This window comes from Pseudomonas sp. DR208 (assembly GCF_019823005.1).
GTDB lineage: Bacteria > Pseudomonadota > Gammaproteobacteria > Pseudomonadales > Pseudomonadaceae > Aquipseudomonas > Aquipseudomonas extremorientalis.
This window is the reverse complement of the sequence record NZ_CP081944.1, coordinates 1,440,783-1,465,278: the sequence shown is the minus strand read 5'-3', so window position 1 is coordinate 1,465,278 and position 24,496 is coordinate 1,440,783. Positions and strand designations below refer to the sequence as shown.

At 63.1% G+C, this 24,496-nt stretch carries 20 protein-coding genes; 7 read left to right on the top strand and 13 right to left on the bottom strand.

Annotated elements, in window-relative coordinates; all coding sequences use genetic code 11:
* Positions 1-255 precede the first annotated feature (255 nt).
* Positions 256-2,673, top strand: a complete 2,418-nt coding sequence (locus K5K89_RS06460; protein WP_071488661.1) for a glucose/quinate/shikimate family membrane-bound PQQ-dependent dehydrogenase — start codon at positions 256-258, stop codon at positions 2,671-2,673.
* A gap of 61 nt (positions 2,674-2,734) precedes the next feature.
* Here the strand turns inward: K5K89_RS06460 and K5K89_RS06455 are convergent, their stop codons facing one another.
* From K5K89_RS06455 to K5K89_RS06395, 13 genes are all read right to left on the bottom strand, one after another.
* Complete coding sequence (locus K5K89_RS06455; protein WP_222541059.1) at positions 2,735-3,154, bottom strand: group I truncated hemoglobin; 420 nt, start codon at positions 3,152-3,154, stop codon at positions 2,735-2,737.
* Positions 3,154-4,017, bottom strand: coding sequence for a DUF3034 family protein (locus tag K5K89_RS06450; protein ID WP_222541058.1), 864 nt, complete (start codon positions 4,015-4,017; stop codon positions 3,154-3,156). Before K5K89_RS06450 ends, K5K89_RS06455 begins: the two co-directional genes overlap by 1 nt.
* A 5-nt stretch (positions 4,018-4,022) precedes the next feature.
* Entirely contained in the window at positions 4,023-6,371 is a 2,349-nt protein-coding gene (locus tag K5K89_RS06445) for a putative bifunctional diguanylate cyclase/phosphodiesterase (protein ID WP_222541057.1), read from the bottom strand.
* Positions 6,355-7,032, bottom strand: a complete 678-nt coding sequence (locus tag K5K89_RS06440) for a methylamine utilization protein (protein ID WP_071488657.1) — start codon at positions 7,030-7,032, stop codon at positions 6,355-6,357. Before K5K89_RS06440 ends, K5K89_RS06445 begins: the two co-directional genes overlap by 17 nt.
* A 211-nt stretch (positions 7,033-7,243) precedes the next feature.
* Positions 7,244-9,580, bottom strand: coding sequence for a putative bifunctional diguanylate cyclase/phosphodiesterase (locus tag K5K89_RS06435; RefSeq protein WP_222541056.1), 2,337 nt, complete (start codon positions 9,578-9,580; stop codon positions 7,244-7,246).
* 353 nt (positions 9,581-9,933) lie between these two features.
* Positions 9,934-11,109 (bottom strand): PotD/PotF family extracellular solute-binding protein, encoded by a 1,176-nt coding sequence (locus K5K89_RS06430; protein WP_092240976.1) that lies wholly within the window; start codon positions 11,107-11,109, stop codon positions 9,934-9,936.
* Positions 11,106-12,080, bottom strand: coding sequence for a CobW family GTP-binding protein (locus K5K89_RS06425; RefSeq protein WP_222541055.1), 975 nt, complete (start codon positions 12,078-12,080; stop codon positions 11,106-11,108). Before K5K89_RS06425 ends, K5K89_RS06430 begins: the two co-directional genes overlap by 4 nt.
* A complete protein-coding gene (locus K5K89_RS06420; protein ID WP_222541054.1) occupies positions 12,077-12,376 on the bottom strand; it encodes a hypothetical protein in 300 nt (99 codons plus the stop codon). The genes K5K89_RS06425 and K5K89_RS06420 overlap by 4 nt, the downstream gene beginning before the upstream one ends.
* A gap of 13 nt (positions 12,377-12,389) precedes the next feature.
* Complete coding sequence (locus K5K89_RS06415) at positions 12,390-13,139, bottom strand: SDR family NAD(P)-dependent oxidoreductase (protein ID WP_222541053.1); 750 nt, start codon at positions 13,137-13,139, stop codon at positions 12,390-12,392.
* A gap of 142 nt (positions 13,140-13,281) precedes the next feature.
* Entirely contained in the window at positions 13,282-14,043 is a 762-nt protein-coding gene (locus tag K5K89_RS06410; RefSeq protein WP_222541052.1) for an SDR family NAD(P)-dependent oxidoreductase, read from the bottom strand.
* A gap of 10 nt (positions 14,044-14,053) precedes the next feature.
* On the bottom strand, positions 14,054-15,394 hold the full coding sequence (locus tag K5K89_RS06405; protein ID WP_092240968.1) for an MFS transporter: 1,341 nt from the start codon (positions 15,392-15,394) through the stop codon (positions 14,054-14,056).
* Between the two features lie 30 nt (positions 15,395-15,424).
* Positions 15,425-16,303, bottom strand: a complete 879-nt coding sequence (locus K5K89_RS06400) for a polysaccharide deacetylase family protein (protein WP_010212857.1) — start codon at positions 16,301-16,303, stop codon at positions 15,425-15,427.
* Positions 16,304-16,314: 11 nt separating this feature from the next.
* A complete protein-coding gene (locus tag K5K89_RS06395; protein ID WP_222541051.1) occupies positions 16,315-17,637 on the bottom strand; it encodes an amidase in 1,323 nt (440 codons plus the stop codon).
* A 334-nt stretch (positions 17,638-17,971) separates the two neighbouring features.
* On the opposite strand from K5K89_RS06395, the gene K5K89_RS06390 reads away from it, so the two are divergent.
* The 6 genes from K5K89_RS06390 (at position 17,972) to cmoB (ending at position 24,496) form a co-directional block, all read left to right on the top strand.
* Entirely contained in the window at positions 17,972-18,961 is a 990-nt protein-coding gene (locus tag K5K89_RS06390) for a GntR family transcriptional regulator (protein ID WP_222541050.1), read from the top strand.
* Between the two features lie 92 nt (positions 18,962-19,053).
* Complete coding sequence (lon, locus tag K5K89_RS06385) at positions 19,054-21,474, top strand: endopeptidase La (RefSeq protein ID WP_071488647.1); 2,421 nt, start codon at positions 19,054-19,056, stop codon at positions 21,472-21,474.
* Between the two features lie 240 nt (positions 21,475-21,714).
* On the top strand, positions 21,715-22,104 hold the full coding sequence (locus tag K5K89_RS06380; RefSeq protein WP_071488646.1) for a protease inhibitor I42 family protein: 390 nt from the start codon (positions 21,715-21,717) through the stop codon (positions 22,102-22,104).
* A 1-nt stretch (position 22,105) separates the two neighbouring features.
* A complete protein-coding gene (locus K5K89_RS06375) occupies positions 22,106-22,762 on the top strand; it encodes a lysoplasmalogenase (RefSeq protein ID WP_071488645.1) in 657 nt (218 codons plus the stop codon).
* A 37-nt stretch (positions 22,763-22,799) separates the two neighbouring features.
* Complete coding sequence (gene cmoA, locus K5K89_RS06370) at positions 22,800-23,543, top strand: carboxy-S-adenosyl-L-methionine synthase CmoA (protein ID WP_071494009.1); 744 nt, start codon at positions 22,800-22,802, stop codon at positions 23,541-23,543.
* Positions 23,540-24,496, top strand: a complete 957-nt coding sequence (cmoB, locus tag K5K89_RS06365; protein WP_092240953.1) for a tRNA 5-methoxyuridine(34)/uridine 5-oxyacetic acid(34) synthase CmoB — start codon at positions 23,540-23,542, stop codon at positions 24,494-24,496. Before cmoA ends, cmoB begins: the two co-directional genes overlap by 4 nt.

Below are 24,496 nucleotides of genomic sequence, written 5' to 3'. Positions count from 1 at the left end.
CCCTCTCCCTTTATCCTTGCCGCAACAAACTGAAACGTTTCACGCCCCCCGGTCGACCTCATCTTGCTGATTATTCCCACCTGCAAAGACAGCGCTGTCTTACCCCGAGCTGCGCCTGGGGATAAATCGCCCGTCTGTGGATAACCCCACTTATCCCCAGAAAAACCGAATTAACGCTGAACCAAGCCCGTGCCGAATCGTCATCTACAGTGAAGCACGGGGTCACATAATTCCAACGTCACGGAGAAACACACTATGAGCACTGATGGTGCTTCGAGCCCAAGCCGCCTGCTGCCCAGGTTGCTAGGCGTCTTGCTGCTGATCATGGGCCTGGCCTTGCTGGCCGGGGGTATCAAGCTGACGATGCTCGGCGGGTCGCTGTACTACCTGCTGGCCGGTATCGGCATCACCCTGACCGGCATCCTGTTGCTGGCCACCCGCCGCGCCGCGCTGGGCCTGTACGCACTGGTGTTGTTCGCCAGTACCGTGTGGGCGCTGTGGGAAGTCGGCCTGGACTGGTGGCAGTTGGTGCCGCGCCTGGCGCTGCTGTTCGCCCTGGGTATCGTCATGCTGCTGCCGTGGTTCCGCCGTCCGTTGCTGCGCGGCCAACCTGCCCCACTGGGCACTGGCGCGCTGAGCGTCGCCGTGGTGTTGGCAGGTGCTACCGCCCTGGCCAGCCAGTTCACCAACCCGGGTGAGATGGTCAAGACCGGCCAACTGGACCGCGACGCGGTGCCAGGCATGGCCAGCGCTGCGCCGTCCCAGGCCGATGGCGACTGGAACTCCTACGGCCGTTCGGCCTACGGTGACCGTTACTCGCCGCTGGCGCAGATCACCCCGGAAAACGCCCACAAGTTGGTGCCAGCGTGGACCTACCGCACCGGTGACATCCCTGGCCCGAATGATCCAGGCGAGACAACCGCGGAAAACACCCCGCTGAAAGTCAACGGCATGCTCTACGTGTGCACCCCGCACAGCCAGGTAATTGCCCTCGACCCGGACACCGGCAAGGAAATCTGGCGCTTCGATCCGAAGATCAGCAGCCAGGGGGCCGAGAACTTCAAGGGCTGGGCGCACATGACCTGCCGTGGCGTGTCGTATCACGATGACGCCGTGTACGCTTCCGAGCAAAGCCCGACCGGCAGCGCCAGCCCGGCCGCCGCACCGAACGCCTGCCCGAAACGCATCTTCGTGCCAACCGCCGACACTCGCCTGATCGCCCTCAACGCCGACACCGGCAAGATGTGCGAAGACTTCGGCGACAAAGGCCAGGTCGACCTGCGTGCCAACATCGGCAGCTTCGCCCCAGGCGGTTACTACTCCACCTCGCCACCGGCCGTCACCAAGAACCTGGTGGTGATCGGCGGCCACGTCACCGACAACGTCTCCACCGACGAGCCCAGCGGCGTGATCCGCGCGTTCGACGTGCACACCGGCAAGCTAGTGTGGAACTGGGACAGTGGCAACCCGGACGACACCACCCCGTTGGCCGAAGGCAAGACGTACACCCGCAACTCGCCGAACATGTGGTCCATGTTCGCCGTGGATGAAAAACTCGGCATGCTGTACCTGCCGATGGGCAACCAGATGCCCGACCAATACGGCGGCGACCGTACCGAAGACTCGGAAAAATACAGCGCCGGCCTGACCGCCCTGGACATCGACAGCGGCCATGTGAAGTGGACCTTCCAGTTCACTCACCATGACCTGTGGGACATGGACGTAGGCGGCCAGCCGTCGCTGATCGACATCAAGACCGAAGCCGGCGTGAAGCAGGCGGTGATGGCGTCGACCAAGCAAGGCAGCATCTACGTGCTGGACCGCGCCACCGGCCAACCCGTGGTGCCGATCCACGAAGTGGCCGTGCCGCAAGGCGCCGTCGCGGGCGACCACACCTCGCCAACCCAGCCGAAGTCGGACCTGAACTTCATGCCGCCGCCGCTCAAAGAGCGTGACATGTGGGGCGTGACACCGTTCGACCAACTGCTGTGCCGCATCGATTTCAAATCCATGCGCTACGACGGTGCGTTCACCCCGCCTTCACTGCAAGGTTCGATCGTGTACCCGGGCAACTTCGGCGTGTTTGACTGGGGTGGCATTTCCGTCGACCCGGTGCGCCAGATTGCCTTCGTCAACCCGAGCTACATGGCGTTCAAGTCCAAGCTGATCCCGGCGGCCGACATCGCCAAGCAAGGCCCGCGCGTCAGCGAAACCGAAGGCGTGCAGCCGAACAAAGGCGCGCCGTACGGCGTGATCCTCGAAGCCCTGCTGTCGCCAATGGGCCTGCCGTGCCAGGCACCGGCATGGGGTTATGTGGCCGCGGTCGACCTGACCACCCACAAAACCATCTGGATGCACAAGAACGGCACCGTGCGTGACAGCTCGCCGGTTCCGGTCCCGCTGACCATGGGCGTGCCTAGCCTGGGTGGCACCTTCACCACCGCCGGTGGCGTCGCATTCCTCAGCGGCACCCTCGACCAGTACCTGCGTGCCTACGACGTGAAAAACGGCAAGCAACTGTGGGAAGGTCGCCTGCCAGCCGGCGCGCAGACCACCCCGATGACCTACACCGGCAAGGATGGCAAGCAGTACGTGCTGGTCATGGCCGGCGGTCACGGTTCACTGGGCACCAAGCAGGGTGACTATGTGATGGCGTTCAAACTGCCGGAATAAGCGACACCGGCAACAGAACTGTCACTGTGGGAGGGGGGCAAGCCCCCTCCCACATTTTTTATCAGTGTTCTATGACTTCACCGCGCATCACCACCAACCGCGCAATCAAGCGGTTCTGCACCGGCACCGCAATTCCCTCGCTGTCCATCGCCTTGATCAAGTCCTCCACCAACGCATTGAAATCACTGCGGCTCACATTCTGGCCCTTGTGACTCTCGGCCATGCTGTCACCGGTGTAGGTGCACGGCCCACCCGCCTCCACACAGAACTGCTCGATCAGCTTGTTGCGCAGGCGCTGGATATCAATGCGCCGGAAGCGCTCGACGATACGATCATCCCGGGCGATGTTGAGCAACATGCCCTCCACGATCCGCGTGATGCCGGGCATGGCGCCGAGGTCGCGATAGAGGCTGTCGTCCTTGGGCGGTTGCTGCGCGCAGGCGCTGAGCAGCAGGACGAAAACCAGCGGTAAACAGCGCATCAGAAACTCCCCTGCACGGACAAATACGTGCCGTTCTGGTGGTCCAGCGTGGCAATTTCGCCAAGCCGTGCATAAGCCAATACAAACGACACATGCTTGTTGGGGAAGTACCCCACGAACAGATCCGCCCAATCACTTTCGCCGGCAAACGACAGGTTGTCGGGCTTCTCACGGTACTCCACGCCCACCGCCCAACGCGGGTTGAGCAGCAACGCCAGCGAGCCTTCCTTGAGCAGGCTGCGGCTGTCGCGGCGGTCGCCGCCAAAGCCGAGCAAGCCGGTTTCATTGGCCCGACTGTAGCGCAGGCTGCCGTTGACCAGCACGTTGTAGCCAAACGCGGCGCCCATGAACAGGCGGCTGGCGGCCAGGTAGCCTTCGACATCGCTGTCGCGCCTGGCGCCCACCAGGCTGGGGATATCAAAGTTCGTCTGGTGCTTGTATTCCAGGCCCAGGGAAACCTGGGGCAGCGCGTCGTAGATCACATCACCGAACAGGCGCACCTTGAGGCCAAGCACGTCCTGGCCCAGGTTGTCCTCGGGCAGTTTGAGCTTATGCACCAGGCTGCCGAGGTCAAAGCGCTGGCGGGCGAAAGACACCTCGATGCGGTTGTCGTAGGCCAGCGCCAGCCCGGCCACGTCCAGCCGATAATCCGGCAGGTTGACCGTGGTCGCGAACGCCGTGGCCCCCCATTCGTGCTGTTCGCCGTATCCGGCCAGCACTGCCCAGGGTGTGATCCCACCGCCCGCCGCACCTTCGATACTGCTGGCGCCGCCGGTAGCGATCAGGCGGCCGTTGTCGGCCAGTGCCGTTTGCAGGGCCAGTGCGCCAAGGCAACCGATCAGGAAAGAAAAACGCACGGTCATGTCACTCAATGAACCAGGGACGTTTGCGCACTGAGCGGCAAGGCCATCCAGGCTTCGAAGGCGTCGGCACTCAACGGCCGGCTGATCAGGTAACCCTGGGCCGTGTCGCAGTGCCAGCGCTCCAGCAGGCGCAGGCTGTGGGCGTATTCGACGCCCTCGGCAACGACCTTGAGGCCCAGGTTGTGGCTCATCTCGATGGTGGAGCGCACGATCACTGCGTCTTCACTGGTTTCATCGAGGTTGCGCACAAAGGATTGGTCGATCTTCAACTCCTGCACCGGCAGGCGCTTGAGGTGCGCCAGTGACGAATAGCCGGTGCCGAAATCGTCCACCGACAGGCCGATACCGCAATCGCGCAGCAAGTTGAGCACCTTGAGGGCTTTTTCCGGCTCACGCATCACCGCGCTTTCGGTGATTTCAAACAGCAGTTGTTCGGCCGGCAAACCATAGCGACACAGCAATGCCGAGACCCGGTGGGCCAGCTCATCGCCGAGCAGATCGTCCGCCGAGATGTTCAGCGACAGTTGCAAGGACAGGCCGCGCCGGTTCCATTCGCACAACTGGCGAATGCCCTGCTCGATCACCCATTGGGTCAGCAACTGGATACTGCCCGAGCGTTCGGCCAGCGGGATGAATTCCCCCGGCGAGACCATGCCGAACTGCGGATGCTGCCAGCGCAACAGCGCTTCGGCCTGACGCACATGGCCCTGGCGGATATCCAGCTTGGGCTGGTAGTGCAGCAACAGTTGACCCTGGTTGGCCGCGTGGCGCAGGTCACGGATCAGGGTAATCTGGCGGCGGTGCGCCAGGTCGCGGCCCTGCTCATAGATTTGCAGGCGGCCGGGCATTTGCGCGGCGTCCTTCATGGCGATGGCCGCGCGTTCCAGCAAGGTGTGCGGGCTTTCACCATCAACCGGGTACACCGCGATGCCCAGGCGACAATCCAGCGCCAGGTCATGGCCGTTGATGCGCTGGGGACGCAGCAGCAGCTGTTGCAGTTTGTCGGCCATGCCCACCGCTTCGTCGCTGCCCGCACCTTCGAGCAGCAGCAGGAATTCGTCGGCGATCAGGTGCGCCACGGTATCGCCGGGGCGCAACGCCGCTTGCAGACGCTGGCTGACCGTGATCAGCAGTTGGTCCACCGCTTCGGGGCCTGCGGTTTCGCTGGCGGCGCGCAGGTTGTCGATGCCCAGGTAGATCAGGGCCACCGGGCGTTGCAGGGCAATCGAACTGCCCAGGCGTTCCATGGCCAGCGCACGGTTCGGCAGGCCGGTGACGCGATCATGCAAGGCATTGTGCGCCAGCTGTTGTTCGCGCTCGGCAATGCCGTTTTGCATCGCGTTGACCGCCAGGGCCAGGCGCCCCAGTTCATCACTGCGCGCCAGCACCACCGGGGTCTGATAGTCGCCGCTGCCGATGCGTTCGGCCGCCTGCGCCAAGGCCTGCACCGGACGCGACACCGTGCGCGCCAGCAGCAAGGCACCGATCAATGAAGCGATCAGCGCGACCAGGGCAATCCCGAGAATCTTTTCATCCAATGGCACAAAGGCCTGCATCGCCGCATCCAGCGGGCTTTGCAGCAGGGCCAGGACTTTGCCGTTTTCATCACTGGCCAATACCAGCGATTGACTGAGGAAGCGGTGCTCAAGGTGAGCGGTGGTGGACACGCCACGCCGCGTCGAGTCGCCCAGCATCAGCGCGCTGATGCTCTGGCGCAGTGCTTGCGGCTGGGTACTGACCAGCTCGCCGGGGCGGTCATGATCAATCGCCAGGAACGAGACTTCCAGGTTGCTCAGCGAACGCAGCTCATCGGCAAATGCCGCGTCCATGCTGAACCCCATTACCACCCGCGCGATAGGCAACGGCGCCAGCACCGAAGCTTCTACCAACAGATGCGGCTCGCCCTGCAACGGCACCACCAGCATCGCCTGACGATTGCGCCGGGCTTCGCGCAGGGCCTGGTCGTAGCGAAAGGTCGAGCCCTCCGGAACGTCCTCCAGGGTGCTGGCCAGGACTTTTCCGTCCATGCCCAGCAGGATCATGTCGCTGGCGTTGATGCGCTTGCCGTGGTTGAGCAGCACCGAGCGCAGGGTTGCCGAATCGCCACTGGCGACCGCATCGCGAAAACCGAAGTCGGCCGCCAACAACTGCACACCATCGGCCAGGCGCCGACCGCGTGTGTCGAGCAAGCGCTCGAACACCCGCGTGCCCACGTCCAGCTGGGCCAGGGCCTGGCCGTGGACCGCCGAGCGGGTGGCGGCCTTGACGCTGAAATACAGCGCGCCGATCACCACCAGTGACAGCACGATCAACACGCAGGCGACCCGCGCCTGGAAGCTACTGCGCAGTTTCATGGGCGGCTCGATTGAAGGCATCGCCAAAGGCGCTGGGCGGCGGCGGCAAATCCGCCGGTGCGGGCTCCAGGCTCAACGTCACACGGTGGCTGAGCCCGGCAGCAGGAATGTGCAAGGTGCCGCCATCCAACGGCTGCATATCTGCCAGTTGCGGATGCCACACGGTGAGGTGGTAGTCACCGGCCGGCAACTGTTCCAGGCGCACGCGGCCCTGGGCATCGCTGACGCCGAAACGCGGGTCATCGGTGACGTAGATATAGCCGAGCATCCAGTCATGGATATTGCAGCCCAGCACCACCACGCCGGGCCTGTCGAACAGCAGCGGGTCAGTGGGCGTGCCTTCGTAAAGGCGCAGTTCGAAGCGCTTGGCAGCGGAGAACGAATACACCTGATGGCGAATATTGTCGCTGTTGGGGAAGCGCACCTGGGTACCGGTGTGCACTGCCAGTACATGGGGCGCGAAGCGTTGACCGCGCTGGTCCATATCCGCCTTGAGCACGCCTTGCGGCGCCTGCGCCGGGCCGTGCAAGGTGACCACTGCATCGGCAACAGGTTGACCGTCGACCTGCTGGGCCAACACCTCAAGCGTCGCCGCCGATGCGGGGCCGCCCACAGCCAGCAACAGTGCTGTACGAAGTAACGAGTGAAAAATCCAAGCCATGGTCGATCCGCAGGAAATGAGCTGAAAGAGCAGCCTGCCTTGGCACAGAAACATTGAAGTGCATGCATGATGACGCAAGCAAGGCCAATTGCCATCATCGGTTTTACAGCAATACATAACCGCCTGTCGGCAAAAAACTATGCATTCGGTCAAGCCTTGTAGAGGTTATCGACGCTGTTTTGAAAATCTGCAGTCGAAGGGAAAGGCTTTTCTAGATCGGCACCCGCTCACGCCGCATCCACATCTCGAACGCCATCGCGTTCAGCGGGCGGCTGATCAGGTAGCCCTGGGCGGTGTCGCAATTCCACTGCTTGAGCAGCTTGAGGCTGGGGGCGAACTCCACGCCCTCGGCCACTACCTTGAGTCCGAGGTTGTGGCTCATCTCGATGGTGGAGCGCACGATCACGGCGTCGCCGCTGGTGCTGTCGAGGTTGCGCACGAAGGACTGGTCGATCTTCAACTCCTGCACCGGCAAGCGCTGCAATTGCGCGAGGGACGAGTAGCCGGTACCAAAGTCATCCACCGATAGGCTGATACCGCAACCGCGCAGTTGCTCCAGCACACTGAGGGCCTGTTGCGGGTTGTGCATGATCGCACTTTCGGTGATCTCGAAGATCAGTTGCCCGGCGTCCACCTGGTACTGCATCAACAGCGCGGTGACGCGAATCGCCAGGTCGTCATCAGCCAGGTCGTCCACCGAAATATTCACCGACAGCTGGATCAGCAGGCCGCGCTGCGCCCACTCGGCGATCTGACGCACCGCTTCTTCGATCACCCACAGCGTCAGGCTGCTCATGCTGCCGGTGCGTTCGGCCAGGGGGATGAACTCGGCGGGAGACACCTGGCCCAGGGTCGGGTGCTGCCAGCGCAACAAGGCTTCGGCCTGACGCACATGGCCGTGCTTGAGGTCGAGTTTGGGCTGGTAGCACAGGAACAACTCGCCCTCGATGGCCGCACGCCGCAGGTCGCGGATCAGGGTGATCTGGCGCTGATGGGCCAAGTCGCGGTCCTGCTGGTAGATCTGCAGATGCGCCGGCAGGCTCGCGGCGTCATGCCGGGCGATGGCGGCGCGGCTGATCAACTCTTCCACTTGCTGGCCGTCGGCGGGGTAAGCCGCGATGCCGATGCTGACTTCGTGGCGCAGTTCGTCATTGCCGATGCGCTGGGGCTCGGTGAGCAGCGCGTAGAGGCGGTCGGCGCGGGCCACGGCGCGGTCGACCTCGGTGTTTTCCAGCAACAGCAAAAACTCACTGCCGGCAATACGTGCCGCGGTGTCGCTGGCCAACAGGCTCATGGCCAGGCAGCGACTGGCTTCGCGCAGCATTTCCTCGACACCTTCGGGGCCAAAGCCTTCGTTGATCACCCGGTAATTTTCGATCCCCACATACAGCAACACCACCGGCCTGCCGGCGCTGATCGCACTGCCCAGGCGCTCCATCGCCAGGGCGCGATTGGGCAGGCCGGTGAGCGGATCATGCAACGCGTTGTGCGCCAGTTGCCGCTCACGCACAGCGATGCCGCTTTGCATGGCGTTGAACGCACGGGCCAACAGGCCGAACTCATCATGGCTGCGCACCCGCACCGGCGTGCGGTAGTCACCGGCGCCGATGCGTTCGGCCGCCTGCACCAGCGCATTGAGCGGGCGCGACACCCGCCGCGCCAAAAACAACGCGCCGGCCAACGACACCACCAGCACCGCCAGGGCAATCCCGAGGAACTGCCGGTCCAGCGGCGCAAAGGATTCCAGGGCGTGGTCCAGCGGGCTTTGCAACAGCACCCGCACATCATCGCCGTCGCCGGTGTTGGCCAGCGGTAATACCTGGCTGAGCACACGCTGGCCGTAGAACAAATGGATCCGCGGTTCGGGGTCGATATGCCCGTCGCGCAACAGGCTGAGGGTACCGGCCTGGTAGGCGTCCGGCTGCGTGCTGAACAACGCGCCGGGCTTGCCGTCCTGCACGCTGAGGAACGACACCTCCAGGTTGCTCATGGAACGCAGTTCACTGGCGAACAGCTTGTCCATGGGGAACCCCATGACGATGCGAGCGATAGGCAGCGGGTCGAGTACTTCATCCTGCACCAACAAATACGGACGCCCATCCATGGCCACGATCAACATCTGCAGCCCCGTGCGCCGCGCGTGACGCAGGGCATCGTCGTAGGGGAAAACCTGGCCACGGGTGAGGATCGGCAACGTGCTGACCATGACCTTGCCATCCAGGCCCAGCACAAACACCTCACTGGAGCGGATACCCGTGCCGTGACGGCGCAACGCAGCAAGGATCGGCACGGTCTTGCCGTCGGCCACGGCTTGCTTGAACGGCAGGTCGGCGGTCAGCCAGTCCAGGCCGTATTGCAGGCGATGCCCGCGCAGATCGAGCAAGCGTTCGAACACCTGGCTGCCGGTTTTCAGTTGGACTTGCGCCTGGTTTTCCACAGCGCGGGCGGTGGCGGTCTTTACCGAGAAATAGGTGGCGGCCACGACTACCAGCAGCAGCAGCGCGAGCACCCCGGCGATGCGGGTCTGGAACGTGTGGCGCCACTTCATCGCAGTGCCCTCTGGCAGCGTTCGCCTCTCTCTGCCACTACGTCCCTTTGTCATGTGCATTCCCTGCGACTGCTGACCTGGCGTCAAAAAAATATCCATTTTTATTGAATATTCGATTTGAGGAGATTAGCTGGGAGTGGGCGTATGTGCACCCAATAAAGCCGGGGAACTGGGTGGCGGTTTTTTGGCGACAAAGGGTTGGCTGAGGTTTTGAGTTGAATACATATCCGTTATTTGGATAACGGCGACTTATGGCTCCACTCTTACAGTTGCGAACACTGCAATTGTGGCGAGCGGGCTTGCCACAGGGTAGTTATCGCCGGTTCTACTTAACGACCTTGATATGAACACAATCACCCACCTCGAGCCCGCATGAAATCCCCCCACCGCCGCACCAGATAATTGTGCTCATCCATCACCGAATTCCACACCGCAATATGCCCCATGCGCTGCTCATACGACCCCCCATCCCGCACTTCCCCCACATCGATCAACGGCAAACCATCGCTGCCCAACAACTCCTCCCGCGCCGGCAACCCCGCATACCAGTAATCCCATTCGGCACTGCTCAAGTGATCACGACTGCGCGCGGGGTTACCAATGTAGTAACCCTGGCGCGCCATCACCGCCCCGGGCCAGCCGGACAGCCACCAATTCAAGTACGCATACGCCGCATCCAGCACCGGCCCCTTGGCATGCCGCGACAACGACAACCCGCCAAACCACGCGCGATACCCTTCACGCGGCACGGCAAGGCGGTATTTCACCCCTGCGCGATGCAGACGCATCAGGGTCGGCGACCACAGGCTCTGGATATCGATACTCGGGCTGAGCATCAACTGCGCAGCTTCTTCATCGTCGGACCAGAACGCCGCAAAGTGCCCTTCTTTCTGTTTACGCACCAGTATGTCAGCGAGCACGTCGATCTCTTCGATGCTCATATTGCCGATGTCCCTGAAGCTGGCCAGCCCCGCGCCCTGCACCGCCAGTGCGGCATCCAGGGCGCCGATGGCGGCGTCGCTTTGCAGCGCGGTGCGCGCACGCCAAGCCGGGTCCAGCAGCCAGCCCCAGCTCTCGTTACCGTGGCAAAAACCGTCGGGCAAGCGCTCGGGGCGGTAGGCGAAACTGTCGGCGTTGTGGGTCAGCGGCAGCATGCTGATGCGCTCGGTGACCGTGCTGCCGAGGCTGCCGTCGTGCTGCACGAACAGCCGCTCACTGGGCACGCTGCCACTGCCCAGGCGGTCGTCGGCCGACAGGCGCCCGCGCTTGGGCAGGTCGTTGATTTCATGCCACAAGGCGATGCGCCGGGTGTCGATAGGCTGGATCGCCTGGGCCGGCCACACAAAGTCGACGTTGTGGAACCACTGGTCGTACAGGTCGTAGCTGTCGGGCTGCATCACCGCAATACGCTGGGCCTGTTCGACATCGTGCACCTGGTACACCAGACGAATGCCCAGCTCTTGTTCGGCACGTACGCGCAGGCATTCAAGCAGGGTCACGGAGGTGCCGAGGACGCGCAGTGTGATCATGTCGCCCACCGCCGCGAAAAGACTTCAAACGAGCGCCTTAACAGCGCAGGGTCGAGGCCGCGCAGGATGAACACCAGGCGCGATTGGCGATCACTGCCCGGCCACGCCGGCAGATGCACCGGCGCGTGCAGGCAGTGCTGAACGCCATGGATGACGATGGGAGCGTTACTGGCGTTCACGTTGAGCAGCCCTTTGACCCGGAGGATTCGTTCGCCGTGGCATCTTAACAGCATCGACAACCACACCCCGAACCCCACCCAGTCCAGTGGCTGGTCGAACGTCAGGCTGCACACTTGCGCGGCGCCGTGAGTGGCAGTGGGGGTGCGATGCAACTGCCAGCGGCTGACTTCAACGGCGGGCTCGGCGCTGCGCAGGCCTTCGCCGAGCAGCAACTGGTCGCCGCCGTGAATATCCTGGGTATTGAAGATCGGCGTGCCGGCATTGAGTGCCTGCAAATGGGTACGTAGCGCTGCGCAATCCCCCGCCAGATCGGTCTTGCTCAGCAGCAAGCGATCCGCCGCAGCCACCTGCGCCAGCCATTCCGGGTGCAGGCGTTCTTGCAGGGCTGCGTGGCTGGCGTCGACCAGGGTGATCACCAGGCCGATATGGAAACGCCCGCGCAGTTGCACATCGTTGTTCAGGGTGGCGAGGATCGGTGCCGGATCGGCCAGGCCTGTGGTCTCCAGGATCACCCGTTTGAAGACCGGGATTTCACCGCGCTCGCGGCGCTGCAGCAGGTCAAGCAGCGCGTCTTTCAACTCGCCCCGGATCGAGCAACACACACAACCGCTGGGCAGCAGCACGGTGTCCGGCGCTACCTCCTCAACCAGCAGATGGTCGATGCCGACGTCGCCGAATTCATTGATCAGCAACGCGGTGTCGCCCAGGCTTTCGCCTTGCAGCAGGCGCTTGAGCAAGGTGGTCTTGCCGCTGCCGAGGAAGCCGGTGATGACGTTGAGGGCGATGCTCATACGCAGGCCTCCAGATGATCCAGCAGGCGCGGATCGAGCGGGTCCAACGGACGGCCAAGCAGGGTCTCGGCAGCTTGCCAGAGTTGATCCAGGCCGGTGGCCAATGCCTGTTTACCGGTGGCGCCCAATAGCAGATAGGACGCGCCCTGGAAGTCTTCGACCTTGAGCCGGAACACCGCCAATACCTGGTTGATCGCCGCAATCCGGCGCAGGCGTTCGCGACGCCGGGGCAACTCATCGCCCAGGGGGTCGCTCCAGTGCAGGTCTTCGCCAAGCAATCCACAGAGTCCGCACATGGCTACACCTCACTCATGGCATGACATCGCCGGAGTTCGGGCCCAGGGTCTGGCCAACGAACAGGTTGCCGCCCGGCTCGCTGGCCAGCAGCACCGCGACCGGCGCCACTTCATCCGCCAGGCCGAAACGGCCCAGGGGCAGTTCCCTGGCCTTGGCGCGTTTCCAGTCGTCGCTGATGCCGCCGACCAGGGGCGTCTCGATCGGGCCGGGGGCGATGGCGTTGACCAGCACATTGTCCTTGGCCACTTCCAGGGCCAGGGATTTGGTAAAGCCGATCACCCCCGCCTTGGCCGCTGCGTAATGGGTCAACTCGGCGCCACCCTTGATGCCCAGTTGCGAAGCCACATTGATGATCCGCCCCCAGCGCTGCGCGAGCATGTGCGGCAACGCACGCTGGCTGGCGACGAACACACTGGTAAGGTCGACGCGCAGCATGTCGTTCCACATTTCAAGGGTCAGGTCCACGCAACGGGCCTGGGTGAGCATGCCGGCGTTGTTGACCAGAATGTCGATGCCGCCAAAGTGCTCGACGCAGCGGTCGACACTGGCCTGGGCACCTTCGACGGTACCGACATCGGCCAGGCATTCGAACACCTCGGCGCCGAGGTTGCGGCAGGTAATCGCGGTTTCCGCGAGGCTGGCCGCATTGCGGTCGGCTAGCACCAGGCGTGCACCTTCAGCGGCGTAGGCACGGGCGATGGCGGCACCGATGCCGCTGCCGGCGCCGGTGATCACGGCCCGGCGGTTTGAAAATTGGGACATGTAAATTCTCCTGAACAAAACACAGGTCCAATGTGGGAGGGGGCTTGCCCCCGATGGCAGTGGTTCAGATAAAACAACGGTGACTGATGCACCGCTATCGGGGGCAAGCCCCCTCCCACACTGGACCCAGTAAACCAGTTAGTCAGTCGGGCCAGCGGACGGTCAGGCCACCGTCGATGACGATGCTTTGCCCGGTCAAATAACTCGACGCCTCACTGGTCAAGAACTGCACCAGCGACGCCACTTCATCCGCCCGCCCTACCCGGCCCAAGGGGATCGCCTGCGCCGCTTTCGCCAAGCCTGCCGGCCCCAGCGAATTCTTCGCATCCAGCGACTGCGGCGTCTCGATCAACCCCGGGATCACCGCATTGCAACGAATCCCCAGCGGCGCCAACTCCACCGCCAGCGACCGGCACAACCCCGGCACACCGGCCTTGGCCGCCGCGTAATGGCTGTGTTCCTGCCAGCCGTATACGCCACCGGCAATCGACGAAATCGCCACCAGCGCACCACCTTCAGCCATATGGCGGGTGGCCGCACGGAAGGTGCGCATCACCCCCGTGAGATCGACATTGAGCATTTCGTCCCACAGCGCGTCGGTCATCTCCAGCAACGGTGCGCGGCGCAGCAGGCCGGCGTTGGCCACGGCGTAGTCCAACCGGCCGAAATGCGCCACCGCCTGTTCGGCCAGGGCGTCCACCGAGGCGGTATTGCCCACGTCCAAGGGCAGCATCAGGCATTTGCCGCCGGCCTCTTCCACCAGGCCTACGGTGGTCTGCGGGTCATGGGGATCGGCCGGGTAATACCCGCCCACCACCGCCACACCCACGCGGGCATAGGCCACCGCGAGGGCTTGGCCGATGCCGCTGGCGGCACCGGTAATCAAGGCAACTTCAGGGATCATCGATCACTCCTTACTGAACGGTTTCCGGACGCACATGCCGTGCGGCGAACATCAGCGCTCCGGAGAGGAAGCACGGCAGTGCGCCAAACCACAGCGCGGCGGTCTGCCAGTCGCTGCCGGCAGACAACACTTGGGTCGCGCCAAAGCCTGCGACTACAGCGCCGATCGGCCCCATGGCATGGATGATCGCGCCACCGGTGGCGCGGATGCTGGTGGGGAAACTCTCGCTGATAAAGAACAGCGCCGCCGAGTACGGCCCGATCAGGAAAAACAGGCCCAGGCTGTACAGCCCGACCACCATCGGCATATTGCTCGGGCCAAACAGCATCCCGGCAAACGACAGCCCGCCGAGCATCCAGCCCAGGCCGATCACATTGCGACGGCCGATCTTGTCGCCCATCCAGCCGTGGCTCAGATAGCCGCAATAGCCCACCAGGTTCGACAGCACGAGGATGATCAGCGAGTTCTCGAACGAGATGTGGTGCACGCTGACGATCACCGAAGTGCCCAGCACGCTGAACACCTGGATCGCGGCCCAGTTGAGCAACAGCGCGGCGCCGATCACCAGGGTGGCGCGGCGCGCCGGGCCACGGAAGGCGGCCTTGAGGCCGGCCTTGCTGTGTTCGTCGTAGTCCACGCCGTAGGTCACGGCGACGTTCTGCGCTTCTTTCACCGCACCGCTTTTACGCAGCTCGCTGATGCGCTGGTGGATCTGGAACTGCGGGCTCTCCTTGAGCTTGCGCGCCATGATCGCGATGACGATGGCCGGGATCGCGGCAAAGATAAAGCAGCCCTGCCAGCCGATGATCGGCAGCAACAGCGCGGTCAACCCGGCGGCGATCAACGCACCGACCGGCCAGCCGCCTTGCACCAGGCTGTAGATAAAGCCACGGCGCTTGGTCAGGCGCGGGTCTTCCGAAGCGCCGTACAGCTCGCTCAGGTAGGTGGCGTTGACGGTCTCCTCGGCATAACCCAGGCCGCCCAACGAGCGGATCAAAATCAGCGGCGACTTGCCCCACGCACCACCGATTGCGGTCAGCGCCGAACACAGCGCGGAACCCGCCACGGTGAAGATAATGCCTTTGCGCCGGCCCAACTTGTCGACCACCGGCCCAATGGCAAACGCCACCACCGCCGTGCCCACCGCGACCCAGGTCGCGATTTCCGCTTGCTCCACTTCACCCCAGCCGAAGTGCCGGCCAATCTCCGGCAGCAAGGTGCCGAACAGGATGAAGTCATACACCGCAAACACCCAGGCGAAAAACGCGATCCAGGTGGCGAAGCGCACTTCCTGGGACGTCAGTTGCCGGGGTTTCCAGCCAGTCAGGTCAAGCTTGTTGTAGATGGACATGGGTCGCGCCTCAGGGGTGGTTGCAAAGGTTCAGGTACGCGGTTGGCGGCGGATGAAGTCGTCGGCGATTTCGTCGAAGGTGACGAAGCGCACGCCGGCATGGCTCTGGATGTGTTCGATCAGGCGCTCCAGCATCAGCAGCACTTGCGGGCGACCGGACACGTCCGGGTGGATGGTCATGGTGAACACCGCGTGTTCGTGTTCGCGGTAGACCCAATCGAACTGGTCGCGCCACATTTCTTCGAGGTGACGCGGGTTGACGAAACCGTGGCTGTTGGGGGCTTTCTTGATGAACATCATCGGCGGCAGATCGTCGAGGTACCAGTTGGCGGGGATCTCCACCAGGTCGGTTTCTTCGCCGCGCACCAGGGGTTTCATCCAGGTGTCGGGGTGCTGGCTGTAGTCGATCTTGGTCCAGCTGTCGCCCTTGCGCACGTAGTAGGGGTGGAAGTCGTTGTGCATCAGGCTGTGGTCGTACTTGATGCCTTTTTTCAGCAGCAGTTCGTTGGTCACCTTGCTGAATTCCCACCACGGCGCGACATAGCCGGTGGGGCGCTTGCCGGTGACCTGGGTGATCAGTTCGATGGATTTATCCAGGACGATTTCTTCCTGCTCGGCCGTCATCGCGATAGGGTTTTCGTGGCTGTAGCCGTGCACGCCGATTTCGTGACCGGCGTCGGCCACGGCCTTCATCTGTTCCGGGAAGGTTTCCATCGAATGGCCGGGGATGAACCAGGTGGTGCGCAGGCCGTAGCGTTCGAACAGCTTGAGCAACCGTGGCGCGCCGACCTCACCGGCGAACAGGCCACGGGAGATGTCGTCCGGCGAGTCTTCGCCGCCGTAGGAACCGAGCCAGCCGGCGACGGCGTCAACGTCGACGCCAAATGCACAGAGGATGTCTTTAGCCATGGTGTGTCTCCTTAAACGTTAAGTACGGTTTCGACGGACAACGCCGCGCGCAACAGGCGAGCGTCTTCTCCGGTGGGGGCGCTGAGCAGCAGCCCGGTGGGCAGGCCCTGGGCATCGCGGCCGCTGGGCAGGTTCACGCAGGCCATGTCGAGCAAACTGCCGGGCATGGTCAGGCGCAGGGTGGCGAGATTGGTTTTGACAAACAGGTCGTCGTCGGCCTCCAGCGGTGCCAGGGCTGGCGCGACATGGGCGACGGTGGGAGTGATCAGGATGGCGCCGTCGAGGTCGTCGATCAGTTGCTGTTGCAGGCGGCGGCGTGCGTCGGTCAGGTGGATAAGCTGACTGGCGGGCAGTGCGCGCGCGGCTTCGAGGCGGCGACGTACGCGAGGGTCGAGTTGCTCGGCATCAGGGCCGTCGAGCAGCACTTCATGCAGGGCAAAGGCTTCGAAGGAACCGAGCCAGCCGTGGTGCTTGATCAGGTCCAGGGTGGCCTGGAAGGTCGCGCATTCACGTTCTTCAACCAGTGCGCCCCGGGCCTTGAGTTGCTCCACGGCGCGCAGCAGATTGTTGCGCACAGCGGGCTCGACGTCCTGTTGCGCCAACACAAAGCGCTGGCCCTTGAGGCTGCGGGCAGCGTGGATCTGGGTACGGCCATGCAGCAGGTCGTCGATGGCCAGTGCATCGCGCACGCTGCGGGTCAGCGGCCCCAGGCTGTCGAGGGTATGGGCCAGGGGGAACACGCCGTCACGGCTGTAGCGTCGGCGGCTGCTGCGGTAGCCCACCAGGCCGTTGAACGCCGATGGGATGCGGATCGAGCCTGCAGTGTCGGTGCCCATGGCGATGGGCACGATCCCGGCCGCCACCGCCACCGCCGAGCCGGACGACGAGCCGCCAGGAATGCGCGGCTCGTCGTCGCCATAGGGATTGTGCGGCGTGCCGAAATGCGGGTTCAGACCCAGGCCGGAATAGGCCAGTTCGCTGAGGTTGGTCTTGCCGACACTGACCATTCCGACGCGGCACAACAGGCCGACCACAGGTGCATCGAGCAACGCGGCAGGCGCGTTGCGGCGATAGGCAGCGCCTGCGGTGGTGACGCTGCCGGCCACATCGAACAGGTCCTTCCAGGCCAGCGGCACACCATCGAACACGCTCAATGGCTGCCCGGCGCGCCAACGGGCAGCCGAGGCTTCGGCTTCACGGCGCGCACGCTCGGCAGTCAGGCTGATAAACACGGCCGGGGCCTGACTGGCCTTATCGAGTGCCTGTTCGAGGGCTTGCACCGGGTCACTGCGACCGCTGGCAAAATCCTCGGCCATGGAAGTGGCGTCTGACATCGGCTTGATCCTCAAAACGTACATATTAATAAAATGTACATTTTACAAAGGCAGATTCCGTGCCAGTCTGTATCGGCACGTGTGCGCGCGATGAGGAAAGTTTGCCCAGAGCAGCGGGATAGATGCTTTTAGACGGCAGGAAAAATCTTGCCAGGACGAGGGAAAACACCTTCAATGAAATAATGTATCTTCTATTAAAAAGTACATTTTGGTGCAAAAAAGTAACATCCTCGCTTTCAAGGCCCCAAAAAAGTGCCACCGACGTGGCGCAGAGTGACAGGCACGACTTATGAGAGAATCCTCGGCCACCTTCCTACAGTCTCCAGAGAAAACGATGAAAGCAGTGTCCGCCTCGGCGTCCCGTTACGCGATGATTCACAAGGTGATGCGTGACGCGATCGTCAACGGCACTGCGCGCCATGGCCTGGTGTTGCTGGAAGCGCCGCTGGCCGAATTGTTCGGCACCAGCCGTGTCCCAGTGCGCAAGGCCCTGGACCTGCTGCATGACGAAGGCCTGATCTGCCGCTTCAACGGCCGGGGTTACCTGATCAATCCCGAAGGCCTGGCCATGGAACCGCTGCGCCTGCCCCTGAGCCATGCACACCTGGGGCTCAACGGTGACGATGAACTGGTGGATACGCGGCCGTTGGGCGAACGTATCGTCGAAGAAATCGGCGCGGCGCTGTCCACCTGCATCGCCTTCGGCCATTACCGCCTCGACGAGCAAGCCGCCGCCGACCACTACGGCGTCAGTCGTGCGGTAGTGCGCGAAGCGCTGATGCGCCTGCGCGACCGTGGCCTGGTGGAAAAGGAGCCCTACTCCCAATGGCTGGCGGGGCCTTTGACGGCGCGGGAAGTCACCGAAGACTACGAACTGCGCGCCTGCCTGGAACCCGAAGCGCTGCGCCAGAGCGCGCCCCACCTCGACCGCGAGTTGCTCGAAGCCATGCTGCAGCGCGTGCTGGCCGCCCAGGACAACCCCCACTGCAGCCTGGAGGCCATCGAACAGATCGAGGACGACTTGCACCAACGCTGCCTCGCCGGCCTGCAGAACCGCAAGATCGCGGCGTTGATCCGCCAGGGCCAGAGCCCCATGATCATCAGCCGGATTTTCTACCGCTTGCTGGGGATCGGCGCGGATCCAGCCATGCTGGCCGAACATCGGTTGATATTGGAGCTGCTGCTGCATGGTGCGTTTGATGCGGCGGCGTTGAACCTGCGCGAGCATTTGCAGCGGGCCAGGCAACGTATGTTGCAGCGGTTGAAGGTGCTGTCGGTGTTACCGGAGCAGCCGTTGCCGAGTTATCTGCACAAGATCAGCTGAATTCATGCAATTTGTTGCTAACTCCACCCCGCCATTGAAACCACCACTGCCCCGCCCCATCTAAGCACCATACTTCCTTATGCAGGTGCCCCATGAGCGACCAGCAAGATTTCCCCGATTACGACCTCAACGACTACGCCGACCCCGAAAACGCTGAATCCGCCTCGTCCAATACCGGCCTGGCCCTGCCTGGGCAAAACCTGCCGGACAAGGTCTACATCATCCCGATCCACAATCGGCCGTTCTTCCCGGCGCAAGTGCTGCCGGTGATCGTCAATGAAGAACCGTGGGCCGAAACCCTGGAGCTGGTAAGCAAGTCCGACCACCACTCCCTGGCCCTGTTCTTCATGGACACGCCGCCGGAAGACCCGCGCCACTTCGACACCTCCAGCCTGCCGTTGTACGGCACCCTGGTGAAGGTGCACCACGCCAGCCGCGAGAACGGCAAGCTGCAATTCGTCGCCCAGGGCCTGACCCGCGTACGCATCAAGACCTGGCTCAAGCACCACCGCCCACCGTACCTGGTGGAAGTTGAGTACCCGCACCAGCCCAGCGAGCCGACCGACGAGGTCAAGGCCTATGGCATGGCGCTGATCAATGCGATCAAGGAACTGTTGCCGCTCAACCCGCTGTACAGCGAAGAACTGAAGAACTACCTCAACCGTTTCAGCCCCAACGACCCGTCGCCGCTCACCGACTTCGCGGCCGCGCTGACCTCGGCCACCGGTAACGAGTTGCAGGAGGTGCTGGACTGCGTGCCCATGCTCAAGCGCATGGAAAAAGTGCTGCCGATGCTGCGCAAGGAAGTCGAGGTCGCACGCCTGCAAAAAGAACTCTCCGCCGAGGTGAACCGCAAGATCGGCGAGCACCAGCGCGAGTTTTTCCTCAAGGAACAGCTCAAGGTCATCCAGCAGGAGCTGGGCCTGACCAAGGACGACCGCAGCGCGGACGTCGAACAATTCGAGCAACGCCTGGAAGGCAAGGTGCTGCCGGCCCAGGCGAAGAAACGCATTGACGAAGAGTTGAACAAGCTGTCGATCCTCGAGACCGGTTCGCCGGAATACGCGGTGACGCGCAACTACCTGGACTGGGCCACCTCGGTGCCGTGGGGCGTGTACGGCGAGGACAAGCTCGACCTGAAACATGCGCGCAAGGTGCTGGACAAGCACCATGCGGGCCTGGACGACATCAAGAGCCGCATCCTCGAGTTCCTCGCGGTGGGCGCCTATAAAGGCGAAGTCGCCGGCTCCATCGTGCTGCTGGTCGGCCCGCCGGGTGTGGGCAAGACCAGTGTGGGCAAATCCATCGCGGAGTCCCTGGGGCGGCCGTTCTACCGCTTCAGCGTCGGCGGCATGCGCGACGAGGCCGAGATCAAGGGCCATCGCCGTACCTACATCGGCGCGCTGCCCGGCAAGCTGGTGCAGGCGCTCAAGGACGTGGAGGTGATGAACCCGGTGATCATGCTCGACGAGATCGACAAGATGGGCCAGAGCTTCCAGGGCGACCCGGCGTCGGCGCTGCTGGAAACCCTCGACCCGGAGCAGAACGTCGAATTCCTCGATCACTACCTGGACCTGCGCCTGGACCTGTCCAAGGTGCTGTTCGTGTGCACCGCCAACACCCTGGACTCCATCCCCGGCCCGCTGCTGGACCGTATGGAAGTGATTCGCCTGTCGGGCTATATCACCGAAGAAAAAGTCGCCATCGCCAAGCGTCACCTGTGGCCCAAGCAGCTGGAAAAAGCCGGTGTGGCGAAAACCAGCCTGACCATCAGCGACGGCGCCCTGCGCGCACTCATCGACGGCTACGCCCGCGAAGCCGGGGTGCGCCAGTTGGAGAAACAGCTGGGCAAACTGGTGCGCAAGGCGGTGGTCAAGCTGCTGGATGAGCCGGACTCGGTGATCAAGATCGGCAACAAGGACCTGGAAAGCTCCCTGGGCATGCCGGTGTTTCGCAATGAGCAAGTGCTGTCCGGCACCGGCGTGATCACAGGCCTGGCCTGGACCAGCATGGGCGGCGCAACCTTGCCGATCGAGGCCACGCGCATCCATACGCTCAACCGCGGCTTCAAGCTCACCGGGCAATTGGGTGAAGTGATGAAGGAATCTGCCGAAATCGCCTACAGCTACATCAGTTCGAACCTGAAGTCGTTTGGCGGCGATCCGAAATTCTTCGATGAAGCCTTCGTGCACTTGCATGTGCCGGAAGGCGCCACGCCCAAAGACGGTCCCAGCGCCGGGGTGACCATGGCCAGCGCGTTGTTGTCGCTGGCGCGTAACCAGCCGCCGAAAAAAGGCGTGGCCATGACCGGCGAACTGACGTTGACCGGGCATGTGCTGCCGATTGGCGGGGTGCGCGAGAAGGTCATTGCGGCGCGGCGCCAGAAGATTCATGAACTGATCTTGCCGGAGCCGAACCGCGGGAGTTTTGAAGAGTTGCCGGAGTACCTGAAGGAAGGCATGACGGTGCACTTTGCCAAGCGCTTTGCGGATGTGGCGAAGGTGCTCTTCTGACAGCTATCCAGCGCCTGGTAGGCCCCCTGTGGCGAGCAGGCTTGCCCTGCGTTGGGCTGCGAAGCAGCCCCTCTTTAAAGCAGCCCATTTTTCCTGAAAGTGTGGGTCGTTAGTTTTGGGGCTGCTTCGCAGCCCAACGCAGGGCACACCTGCTCGCCACAACAAGCCTGCGGCCCTGTTGTCACACCTTGTCTCATCTTCGGTTATGCTCGCCCTTCGTCGTGAATGAACGGAGCCCCCATGACCGCTGCCCGCCTGCTTCTCCCCTTGAGCCTTGCCCTGCTGGCCGCGTGCGCCAGTGCACCGAAGCAAAACGTCACCGTGGACAACCAGAGCGCCTGCCCGCTTCAGCTTAAAAGCGGACAAAACCTGACCCTCACCCTCCCGAGCAACCCCACTACCGGTTACCGCTGGGCCATCCAGGATTCCGCCGGCGGCGTACTGCGCGCGTTGAGCCCTGAGGTCTACAGTAGCAGCGAGTCGGGCGTGATCGGCGGCGGCGGCCAATCGACCTGGCGCTTCCAGGCCTTCGCCGCCGGCCAGGGCCGTTTGCGCCTGACCTCCCAGCAACCCTGGGAGCCGGAGGCCGAACCTGTCGAAACCTTTGACTGCACCATTACGGTGAACTGATATGCCTTGGCTGATTCTTGCGTTGATGGGCGCCGGCACGTTCATCTACGGCCTGAGCACCCATGCCACCTTGCTGTGTCTATTGGTCAAGCCGCTGCCGGTACTTGCGCTGCTGGGCTGGCTGCATGATGCGCCGCCCACCGACTATCGACGCTGGATCAGCCTTGGGCTGATTTTTTCCCTGGTGGGGGATGTGCTGCTTGCCTGGCCCGGCGACCTGTTTATCTTTGGCCTGGGGGCGTTCCTGTTTGCGCACCTGGCGTATCTCAAGGCCTATTTCAGTGATTGCCGCCGCCTGGCGCTGCTGCCGCTGCTACTGGCGCTGGGGGTGGGCGCGATCCTGCTGAGCATCCTGATTTCCCACGGCCTGGGCGATCTGCTGATTCCGGTGGTGGTGTATGCGCTGGTGATCAGCGCCATGCTCTGGCGCGCATTGGCACGTTTGGGCAGTGAAGTGCCGCAGCGCTCGGCACTGTTGGCGGCGTCGGGCGCGGCGTCGTTTGTGTTTTCCGACACGCTGATCGGGATCAATCGGTTTGTGGTGGCGTTCGAGGCGGCGCCGTATTTGCTGATCGTCACTTATTGGCTCGGCCAGTGGGGCATCACCGCCTCGGCTTTCCATCAGACAACCCGCGCATCCGAGGGCCAAGTTGGCTAAAATGCCGGCCTTTCCCCCCTCGTCCCCCGGAACAGCCGTGAGCAAAGAACCCGATCGCCTATTCGCCCAGCCCCTGCCCCAGGTGCCGGACTTCGCCTTCAACGAAGACGTGGTGCGGGTGTTCCCGGACATGATCAAGCGCTCGGTGCCCGGTTACCCGACCATCGTCGAGAACCTCGGCGTACTCGCGGCACAATTTGCCCAGCCCAACAGCGTGCTGTATGACCTGGGCTCGTCCCTCGGCGCCGTCACCCAGGCCCTGCGCCGCCATGTGCGCACCGACGGTTGCCGGGTGATCGCGGTGGATAACTCGGCAGCCATGGTCGAGCGCTGCCGTGAATACCTCAATGGCCAGGACTCGATGTTCCAGGAGTTGCTGCCGGTCGAGGTGATCGAGGGCGATATCCTCGCGCTGCAATTTGCCCCGGCCTCGGTGGTGGCGCTGAACTTCACCCTGCAATTCATTGCCCCCGATGAGCGCCTGGCGTTGCTCTCGCGCATCCGCCAGTCGCTGTTGCCGGGTGGTGCGTTGATCCTCTCGGAGAAGCTGCGCTTCAACGATGCCGAAGAACACGCGCTGCTCACCGACCTGCACATCGCGTTCAAACGCGCCAACGGCTACAGCGAACTGGAAATCGCCCAGAAGCGCAGCGCCATCGAAAACGTCATGAAGCCCGACAGCCTCGAAGAACACCGCGAACGCCTGCTGGCAGCCGGGTTCTCGAAAGTCGTGCCGTGGTTCCAGTGTCTTAACTTTGCCTCGTTAATTGCCTTGCCATGATTGATCTTTCCCCCCTCGCCCGCCATCTGGTCGGCACTCCCCTGGCCGTGTGGGCCCAGGGCCTGCAAGCGCAGCTCGACAGCAAGATGGAAAAGGGCCATGGCGACCTGGAGCGTTGGCAGAGTGCGTTGGATGCGCTGCCAAAGATCCAGCCCAGCGACGTGGATTTGCTCAACGGCCTGACACTCGATACCGACTGCGACGATGACACCCGCGCGCAGATGCACACTGCATTGATGGGCCTGAGCCCGTGGCGCAAAGGGCCGTTCAACCTGTTCGGCGTGCATGTGGACACCGAATGGCGCTCGGACTGGAAGTGGTCGCGGGTTGCGCCGCACCTGAACTTGAAGGGCAAACGTATCCTCGACGTAGGCTGCGGCAACGGTTACTACATGTGGCGCATGCTTGGCGCCGGCGCTGACAGCGTGATTGGCGTAGACCCGAACTGGTTGTTCTTCTGCCAGTTCCAGGCGGTACAGCGCTACCTGTCCGAGCCCAGGGCCTGGCACCTGCCGTTCCCGTTCGAAGACCTGCCGGCAAACCTGGAAGGCTTCGACACAGTGTTTTCCATGGGCGTGTTCTACCACCGTCGTTCGCCGATCGAACACCTGCTGGCGCTGAAAGACACCCTGGTCAAAGGTGGCGAACTGGTGCTGGAAACATTGGTGGTCGAAGGCGATCAGCAACAAGTGCTGGTGCCGGAAGATCGCTACGCGCAGATGCGTAACGTGTGGTTCCTGCCCTCAGTGCCGGCGCTGATGCTATGGCTGCGCCGTGCAGGCTTCACTGATGTGCGCTGCGTGGATGTGAGCGTGACCACCGTCGAGGAACAGCGCGGGACGGAGTGGATGAAGTACCAGTCGTTGAGTGACTTCCTCGATCCCGAAGATCACAGCAAGACCATCGAAGGGCTGCCGGCGCCGATGCGGGCGGTGATCATTGCCAGGAAATGA